A 9,087-nucleotide genomic window follows, 5' to 3' on the forward strand; every position below is an offset into this window, starting at 1 on the left:
AGTTTATTTATGTTGAGCTACCGAAATTTAGCAAGTCTCTTGATGAGTTGGAGTCCCATTTTGACAAGTGGTTATTTTTATTAAAACACCTAGCCCAGTTGAATGAACCCCCATTACCGTTGCAAGACGATGTGTTTGCCCAGCTATTTGATGTGGCAGAGATTGCCAATTTTTCATCTAGGGAGCAAGCGCTATATCAGGATAGCCTGAAGGTCTACCGGGATATGTACAATGTTACCCAAACCTTGATTGATGAAACCTTGGAACAAGGCATAGAACAAGGTATCAAACAAGGTATCAAACAAGGTAGAGCAGAAGGTAGAGCCGAAGGTAAAGCAGAAGGTAGACAGGAAGAAAAACAGCAGATTGCTAAGCAGATGAAGGCGGCAGGGTTACCTGCTCAGGATATTGCCCAATATACGGGGTTGACTATCGATGAGATTGATCGGTTGTAGGTTTAAATTGCTTCAAGAGCTACAAATTCCTGGGTTTTTGCGAAAAATTGTTGCTTAGATAGGCGAACTGAAATACCGATAATCCCCCTTTGGGGATTAAAACTGGTTTGAGAGGTATTGGTAACCCAGTCGTTGGGTTAATGCTAGAGAAGCTGTTCTAAAGTCCCAACGGAGCTGAATCTATTGCTATAGCTTACACACAAGCTTTTACCTTTACCCCTTCCCCCTTACCCTTTCCCCTGACTTCTTGCAGAAGTCGGGAACGCCGGATCTGGAAACAGTCAAGAAGAATGGACGCAAACAGTATCGTAAAAATACAATTGCTCCGAGGTCATTGCATTAAGATAGACGGAAACATCGTGGGCAAGAACTATGTTAAAGTCCGTGCAAGCACAATTGGGTTATGCTCGCTGAGAAACCACTGCTAAAGATGTTCAGATTAAGAGCCTGTCCCCAAATTTAGGTATTAGGCTCAAAAAACTCTATTTTCCGTCAATAATCAGAAGCTTACACAAAAACAGGACAGACTCCATATTAAGCCTAGTGATAGTAGTGGCTTTAATTTACCAAAATGTTAGCCAGTCTAAAACTTTCTTACCTCCACTGATCATGGAGTCATAAACTTTTCCAACTCCATCAATCACTTCTCCGACTGCATTGTAAACTAGTCTTCCAACGAATTCTCCAGAGGAGCTAAAAGTTTCACTGAACTTTTTAATGCCATTTTCAAATATATGTATTACTTTCCCACCATCAGGTAAGAATTCAACTTGTTCAATAATGTTTCCTACGGAGTTGAAAGTCTTACGTAAATACTTGTTGCCAGTATTGTTATAAAAGTCCTGAATTATCTCACCATCGGGGAAGAAGTTAACTTGTTCGACAATGTTTCCTACGGAGTTAAAAGTCTTACGTAAATACTTGTTGCCAGTATTGTTATAAAAGTCCTGAATTATCTCACCATCGGGGAAGAAGTTAACTTGTTCGACAATGTTTCCTACGGAGTTAAAAGTCTTACGTAAATACTTGTTGCCAGTATTGTTATAAAAGTCCTGAATTATCTCACCATCGGGGAAGAAGTTAACTTGTTCGACAATGTTTCCTACGGAGTTAAAAGTATTACGTAAATACTTGCCAGTATTGTTATAAAAGTCCTGAATCTCATCACCACTGGGGAAAATTTGGAGTTTCTGAACGTAGTCCCCAAATTCATTGAATGCTTTTATTACTTTAGTGTTGCCAATAAAGGAAGTCACAGAAGCATAACCATCAGAAATTAAATCCCATGCCCTTTGTCCACCATCGGCGAGGGAACGCCAAGCTTGTATTCCGCCATTTTTTAATCCAATCCAAGCTTCTTCTCCACCATCAAGTAGATGATCCCAAGCTTGAACACCTCTTGCTTTAATTGCGCTCCAGGCTTCTTCTCCACCCGCAGCAAGAGCTTCCCAGGCTTCTGTACCGTCTCCGCTAAAAAGGGCTTGAGTGGCTTTCCAACCACCCGCAGCGAGAGCTTCAAAAGCTTCTGCTCCACCAGCAAGTAAAGCACTAGTAGCTAAAACACCACCACTGGCTAAAGCTTCTGCTGCATCAATGCCACCCACGGCAAGGTAGCTAAGGGCAGGCGCTCCAGACAATTCAATCGCAGTCCACAGGTTCGGGTCCCAATTTGCTACAGCTTTGTACATGTCCTCATTCCATTCTGAAATGAGATTTACCAGACCATCCCCAAGGTTATCTATCGCTTGACCTGCGAGTAGGGCGGTTTGACCTAATGGAGAATCGCTAGAAAGGTTTCGGATTGCATGAGTTACTTCTTCTATTACTCCACCAATAACGGTACGGCTTGATTCAGCTACTCCACGGTTAGACAGTAAAGTTGGTAAGACTCCAAGGGTATAGATACCTCCAACGAGGTTGAATAAAGCCCAATCTTTTCTAGCAGCACTGGAAACGCCTCTCATATCCCAATAACTAAACAAGCTGTTACTGAGATCTTCGCTGTCGAGATTATTAATAATAGAACCTTTGAGTAGGTCTCGGCTTTGATTGTGTTTTTCCTGTATATATGGCGAGAACTTCCATATATCATTGTTGTCAGTATTCCAGTGGGCTAGCTTGTATTCTCCTTCTATATAGTCATCCCCTAATAGACTGACGATATCCCCATAGCCAACTATATGAGTTACCTTTTCTACATTATCTGCCACAAAATCATTTGCTAAATCCCTGTTAATTCCTGGAGAATTAAATGAAACAACTTGGCTGAGTTTACCGCCTAAACTTGTGTATCTCGCAGCAAAAGATTGAGCCAGCACACCACCCAAACTTTCCCCAATAATATCTGGGCGTAGTTTAGTGTTATGTGTGATTTCATTGAGCCAATTAATGATCCTATCAACGTTTCTTTCAAATTGTCTGTAACCAACGCCCCTTGGGTCGCCATTGTAAAGCCAGTCCCAGGGATCATTGCTGCCAGCGATAACTAAAACAGGGGGTTTGGTGGAATCAGAATCGGTGGGCACAAAGCCATAGGCTTCAAATCCCGTTTCTTCATCTGTGAAAACTTCTGCTACTTTATATTCATGTTTTTCCTCATCTTCTTTAAAGCCAGAGCTACTCGCCTTTCGTACTAAATCTTGATAATTATAAAAAGATTCGTTAAATTCATCTGAAGTACCTTGGGGACTAAATACAGTAGAACCATTAGTAGTTAAGGTATATTCCCCCGTAGCACCGGAGCCATAACTAGTAGCTCGTAGGGCATAATCAACATCGGATTGAGCGGTGAAAGTGAGTTGGGAATTTCGCCCTTCTCCACCGTCATCATCCTCTGCAATGACTTCCCCAGTATCACGATTAATTAATTGTAGGTAAGTGTCAAAATCCCCTTCCAGATTAACTTCAATTACTTGACCTGGGTTAACCCCTTCCAAGTGGAAATCATCACTGAAGCGACCATTACGGGTGGGATTATTATCATCACCTTCCTCTAAATTACCCACATACCTTTGGGTGGAAGTACCTTGGGTACTAAATACAGTAGAACCATTAGTAGTTAAGGTATATTCCCCCGTAGCACCGGAGCCATAACTAGTAGCTCGTAGGGCATGAGCAACATCGGATTGAGCGGTGAAAGTGAGTTGGGAATTTTGCCCTTCTCCACCGTCATTATCCTGTGCAATGACTTCCCCAGTATCACGATTAATTAATTGTAGGTAAGTGTCAAAATCCCCTTCCAGATTAACTTCAATTACTTGACCTGGGAGAACTCCTTCCAAGTGGAAATCATCACTGAAGCGACCATTACGGGTAGGATTATTACTATCACCTTCCTCTAAATTACCCACATACCTTTGGGTGGAAGTACCTTGGAGACTAGATACAGTAGAACCATTAGTAGTTAAGGTATATTCCCCCGTAGCACCGGAGCCATAACTAGTAGCTCGTAGGGCATAATCAACATCGGATTGAGCGGTGAAAGTGAGTTGGGAATTTCGCCCTTCTCCACCGTCATCATCCTCTGCAATGACTTCCCCAGTATCACGATTAATTAATTGTAGGTAAGTGTCAAAATCCCCTTCCAGATTAACTTCAATTACTTGACCTGGGAGAACTCCTTCCAAGTGGAAATCATCACTGAAGCGACCATTACGGGTAGGATTATTACTATCACCTTCCTCTAAATTACCCACATACCTTTGGGTGAGGGTATATTCTCCCGTTACACTGGAGCGATAACTAGTAGCTCGCAGGAGATAATCAACATCTGATTCCACAGTGAAAGTGAGTTGGGAATCGAGACTACCACCAAAATCATCGTTGTATGTTATTACTTCCTCCGTATCAGCATTGATTAGTTGCAGGTAAGTATCAAAATCAGCTTCTAGCTGAACCTGAACTACTTGACCTGGGTTAACCCCTTCCAAGCGAAAATCATCACTGAAGCTACCATTATGGGTGGGATTATTACCATCACTGGCATCTAAAATCCCCAAAAAGCTTTGGTTGCTACTAATAATAGAAGGACTAGAATCCAATGGGTTATCTAAGTTATTTTCTGCAAAAGTAGTCATGGGTGCTGTTTCTTAATCTTTGAATTTACTGCTTTGGTAGACGCATCCATAGACTCTATTGCTGGAGATACTATTTGACCAGCAAAAAACCTACTGGTTTGGTTTTGAGATTCTTTAGTTTAGACTATTTTAGAGTAACACACTGTAGGATTGTGATTCTAAAAAGTTTTAGTAAATCTTCAAAAACAAATAAACAACCACATTTTTTATTATCATAATAATAAAAAAAATGTGGTAATTATACTAGTTCAATCTTACTATATGCTACATTTTTTTTATAAACAAAATAAGTTCTTATTACAAAGTTATTTTTATTTTTAATACAAAAATCTCTAACTAGTACAGTCCTACCGATTACCACTAGACCTCTTACAAAAATAAATCGCACTCCATCCTGAACCCCGCCTAACCCTATCTATACTTGGCATAGCGCATTGTATTTAGGGTTTCCGAGTAGGGTAACTTCTCAATAACCGCTGTCGGGTGAAAGAGATAGGTGTGTAAGCAAACCTGTCAACTTTATGTACTTGAGAACGTCACCGACACTTTCCCTAGTTCTAATTCCAAGACTCGATCCTGTTCCTTTACCAGAATTCAGACAATGGAACTACTTCCCATTACGACCAGTCTTTAACTTTTTATTATTTTCGATAAAAATAAAAAATAACAAAAAGTGAATTTAATGAGGAATTAGAGGAAAAAATGAAGTACCAATAAATCCGATTACTTGCATTTATACTAATAGAACTACTTCCCACCACGGAAGTCCCAATAACTACCGTTACAGGTATTAATACGTCTTTTTATTATCTTTTTTACTACTGTTAGGAAATAACAAAAAGATAACGGCACTTAATATTAAGTGAACTTTGTTAATTCTTGTGTTGGAAGTGGGTAGGTCGTCCGTTGGGACTACCGCCTGAAAGTGGAACTAGGTTAAGGGACCGATTGGTCGCTGTCTGTCGTTGGTACTGGGTAGGGGACTCGGTTGGGTCACCTACCCATCATTGGAACTAAGGAAGGAGTCGGGGTTAGCCACTACCTTTGTTGAGTTTTGTGTAGCGTTGTTGGGACTGGGTGGTAAGGTTTTTTCCTTACCGCGATCGCTGTACCAATGAAAAGCCCCAGCGACTGCCGGGGTGTGGAGTGCAATGGTAGGATGCGATTGATTAAATGTAGTTCTGCGGGGAATAGGGATTTATTCCATGTTCTCGCAATATTCGCAACAGGCGAGCATTTTCTGCCTCTAGATGGTCTGGTTCAGCCATACCTTCCGAAAGGTCTTCCAATTGCTGATTTAGTTCCTGGTTGATATACTGCCAGCATTCGCTATTGTTTCTTAGATCGGTGTTCTCAGCTTCTAAGAGACTCACGTATTCAGAAAGTTTTTCGTTTCTTTGTTTGATCGTAGCTGTATCACCGAAAGCTTCACGAATCCTTTCCTCTAATGCATCTATGATCAATCCGTTAGTCAATGCAAAAGCCCTTTTGTTGCCTTTGTTTCCACGACTATGCCAGTAAAGCCCAACTATGACCGGAGGCCATCCACTGATACGAGTCTGCCCTTTTAGTTGCTCTGGGTTTAAAACCTCAAAAGTGCCGGGCGTAAAACCCTTGCCCCATATATCTTTGAAGGCTTTTGAACGCAAAAAACGCCGGGCGTAAGATTCATCTTCTCCGATGGTTTCAGCAGAACCAGTCTGAGACATCAAGTAATCTCCAGACTCCGTCTTGAAACCATCAGCCTTAATGTCCCCAATGTAGAAAGGACAGTGAGTTACGTATTGCTTATTTTCCATGGTTAGAATGAATATGACATTGAACTGGAGTAATCCTCCACTTAGCGATCGCACCATTGACCGGGAATGCGATCGCTTATTCATAAGTATACCTATTTGATCGTCATCGGCAAATATTTCTCTTGTTATCTTTGTCGCCTCAAAAAGTTAACAAGAGACGACAGGAAAATCAATGATCACTGCAAGCCAGTAATGTATAGTGCTCCGCCTACGGCCAATCGCTTTTAGCTGTTCCGTTCATAAAAACGCTGAATTAATCGATTTTTATCGTCTTTATCAGAGTGGGAGAGTTTGAGAGGGAAAAGAATACCCCGTCCTTTGAGGACGGGGTATTCTTTTCCCTCTCAAATAGTGTTAAGATAAAAAGTAAGGGTCTCAAAAAAACTGGGTATTGACCCTACTCAGCTACCCTCGGTGCGCGGGAAAGTCACGCCCATGGAGATAACAGTCGCGAACGGCTGTGCCTGGGAATCCCCATCCCTGCGACGGGTGGGGAGGTTCAATTACGAGTAAAAATAGCTTACTTTGCCCAACGAGAGAAATGGGCGACGTTATGCTTGCCCACTTTTCTCCTTGTTTTATTCGTTTTCCGGAAAACTAGGTAGAGTTAAGGTACACGTCACAGACTTCCCGGCGTTGGACAGAGAGGCACCGTAGGTGATCGCATCAAATACCTGCCATTTCCACTAATAGAACTACTTCCCACCAGAGTTAAAACTATTCCTTAAAACTATTGCGCATATAGGGTAACTGAAGTACTGATAATCCCGGTTATGTTAATTAGTCGGGAGATAATAATAAACCTACAGTATAATTTGATGTCAGTTTGGGTGAAATACTTGCGCGCCACTTCCTTCTTAGAAGATGGGCGATAGACTACCCGAATCACCGTTCAATTACATTTGGTAGGTAAGGAATACCCTCATGACAAGTCCCCAGGTGATCTGTGCTGGTGAAATGTTGTTTGACCGTTTGTCTAATCAGCCAGGAAAACCCCTAGAACAGGTGGAGTCTTGGACAGACTATCCCGGTGGCGCACCAGCGAATACTGCTTGTGCTTTAGTAAAGCTGGGTATACCCACTGCATTTATCGGTTGTATTGGTCAAGATCAGCCAGGAGACATACTAGTAGAGTTGTTAAAGGACATTGGTGTCGATGGCACGGGAGTACAGCGTCATGGTACAGCTCCCACACGGATCGTCTATGTAGTCCGAGATGCGTCAGGCGATCGCAGTTTTGCTGGATTTGGTGATATCGATACCACAGAATTCGCTGATACACGACTTCAAGCCGATCACTTGCCTACTGAACTATTTAAGGAAGCGAAGTTTCTGGTATTGGGGACTCTGGAATTAGCCTATCCCCACAGTAAGGCAGCAATTAATCAAGCAGTTAAGTTGGCACAACAACACCAGGTCTCTATCTTTATAGATGTGAACTGGCGACCGGTCTTTTGGAATGATGCCAATACTGCCATTGAAATTATTCAAGACATGATCCAGCAAGCGGACTTCCTGAAACTGACTGATGAGGAGGGAGAGTTTTTGTTTGGCACTGCTGATCCAAAAGCGATCGCACAACGGTTGGATAAGGTCAAAGGGGTATTAGTCACAGCCGGGGAACGAGGCTGCGCCTACTATCTGGGAGGAAACGAAGGTAAATTACCAGCATTTTCTGTAGCAGTCCAGGATACAACCGGTGCCGGGGATGGCTTTACTGGTGGCATTATTTATCAACTATGCCACCGTGACCGGTCCAGTCTGAGTGATCCAACCGTTGCCAAAGATGTGGTTACCTATGCCAGTGCAGTAGGCGCACTGACCACTCTCAAGCCTGGTGCGATCGCAGCTCAACCTACATTAGCTGAGGTGGAAGCTTTTCTATCTAGTTAGTAGACTTCGCGGCAGTTGTCGGGAACAGGGAACAGGGAACAGGGAACAGGGAACAGGGAACAGGGAATAACTAATTTAAATGCACATCAGCTTACTCTATAAGTTTTTATCTTTAAACTGAAGTTTCACTTCCTACACTTGTCACACTCTTCCCCCGACTCCCGACTCCCGACTCCCGACTCCCGACTCCCGACTCCCTAAAACATGGATAATTTAAACTACTATTCCAATTCAGAAACCATGACCCCGAAGGCTTGTGACAGTTAACAAAAATGTCCACTAATCTAACACTATCTACAATTATGTGTTAGATTTTAGAGATGGCACTTATACCAATCCGTAAGGCGGTCGAACTTACAGGACTATCAAGGAACACGTTACGGAAGTACGCAGATAATGGCACTCTCAGATGCGAAAGGACTCCAGGCGGAACTAGACTATTTCATTCAGAAGATGTACTCAGGTTCGGAGCAAGACGTTCAAAACCTGATCAACTTCGTGAACAACGAACTACCAAGACGATTTGCTACTGCCGAGTCAGTACCAACTTTCAAAGAGACGACCTCGACAGACTTCTCGCCTATCTCCATTCCCTCTTCCCCGACGCCGAAATCATCTTTGACATCGGCTCAGGTCTCAACTACAAAAGGAAAGGGCTTAGAACCATATTGGAACGAATTGTGCTCGGAGATAAGCTCACGATTGTTGTTGCCTGTAGAGACAGACTTATTCGATTTGGGTTTGAACTCATTGAGTACTTGGTTAGAAGTTACCGTAAGAGTAGTGCAGCCTTTATAGTTGGTAAATTATGCAGCATAGGGTAAAGGTTTTGTAGTAAGGCTGCACTACTCTAAGGTTTCATCT

Annotated in this window: 5 protein-coding genes; 3 read left to right on the top strand and 2 right to left on the bottom strand. The window is 42.5% G+C overall.

The features are described 5' to 3' along the window. The coding region (locus F6K53_RS29015) for a PD-(D/E)XK nuclease family transposase (protein WP_293083055.1) at positions 1–455 on the top strand (455 nt) is incomplete at its 5' end. Between the two features lie 563 nt (positions 456–1,018). Here the strand turns inward: F6K53_RS29015 and F6K53_RS29020 are convergent. Together F6K53_RS29020 and F6K53_RS29025 are read right to left on the bottom strand one after the other, a co-directional pair. Beyond that, positions 1,019–4,531, bottom strand: coding sequence for a hypothetical protein (locus F6K53_RS29020; protein ID WP_293071367.1), 3,513 nt, complete (start codon positions 4,529–4,531; stop codon positions 1,019–1,021). 1,169 nt (positions 4,532–5,700) lie between these two features. After that, entirely contained in the window at positions 5,701–6,414 is a 714-nt protein-coding gene (locus F6K53_RS29025) for a hypothetical protein (RefSeq protein ID WP_293071366.1), read from the bottom strand. An 840-nt stretch (positions 6,415–7,254) separates the two neighbouring features. On the opposite strand from F6K53_RS29025, the gene F6K53_RS29030 reads away from it, so the two are divergent. Both F6K53_RS29030 and F6K53_RS29035 read left to right on the top strand, forming a co-directional pair. Next, the gene (locus tag F6K53_RS29030) at positions 7,255–8,223 is read left to right on the top strand and encodes a carbohydrate kinase (RefSeq protein ID WP_293071365.1); all 969 of its coding nucleotides are present in this window, start codon (positions 7,255–7,257) and stop codon (positions 8,221–8,223) included. Between the two features lie 320 nt (positions 8,224–8,543). After that, the gene (locus tag F6K53_RS29035; RefSeq protein ID WP_293071364.1) at positions 8,544–9,047 is read left to right on the top strand and encodes an IS607 family transposase; all 504 of its coding nucleotides are present in this window, start codon (positions 8,544–8,546) and stop codon (positions 9,045–9,047) included. Positions 9,048–9,087: the final 40 nt, after the last annotated feature.

Origin of the sequence: Moorena sp. SIO4A1, from assembly GCF_010672065.1 — a bacterium.
Taxonomy (GTDB): Bacteria; Cyanobacteriota; Cyanobacteriia; order Cyanobacteriales; family Coleofasciculaceae; genus Moorena.

What these genes read in the sequence shown, in the direction of transcription:
- F6K53_RS29020 (WP_293071367.1), bottom strand. Translation starts at nt 4,531, where the DNA reads ATGACTACTTTTGCAGAAAATAACTTAGATAACCCATTGGATTCTAGT.
- F6K53_RS29030 (WP_293071365.1), top strand. Translation starts at nt 7,255, where the DNA reads ATGACAAGTCCCCAGGTGATCTGTGCTGGTGAAATGTTGTTTGACCGT.
- F6K53_RS29035 (WP_293071364.1), top strand. Translation starts at nt 8,544, where the DNA reads ATGGCACTTATACCAATCCGTAAGGCGGTCGAACTTACAGGACTATCA.
- F6K53_RS29025 (WP_293071366.1), bottom strand. Translation starts at nt 6,414, where the DNA reads ATGAATAAGCGATCGCATTCCCGGTCAATGGTGCGATCGCTAAGTGGA.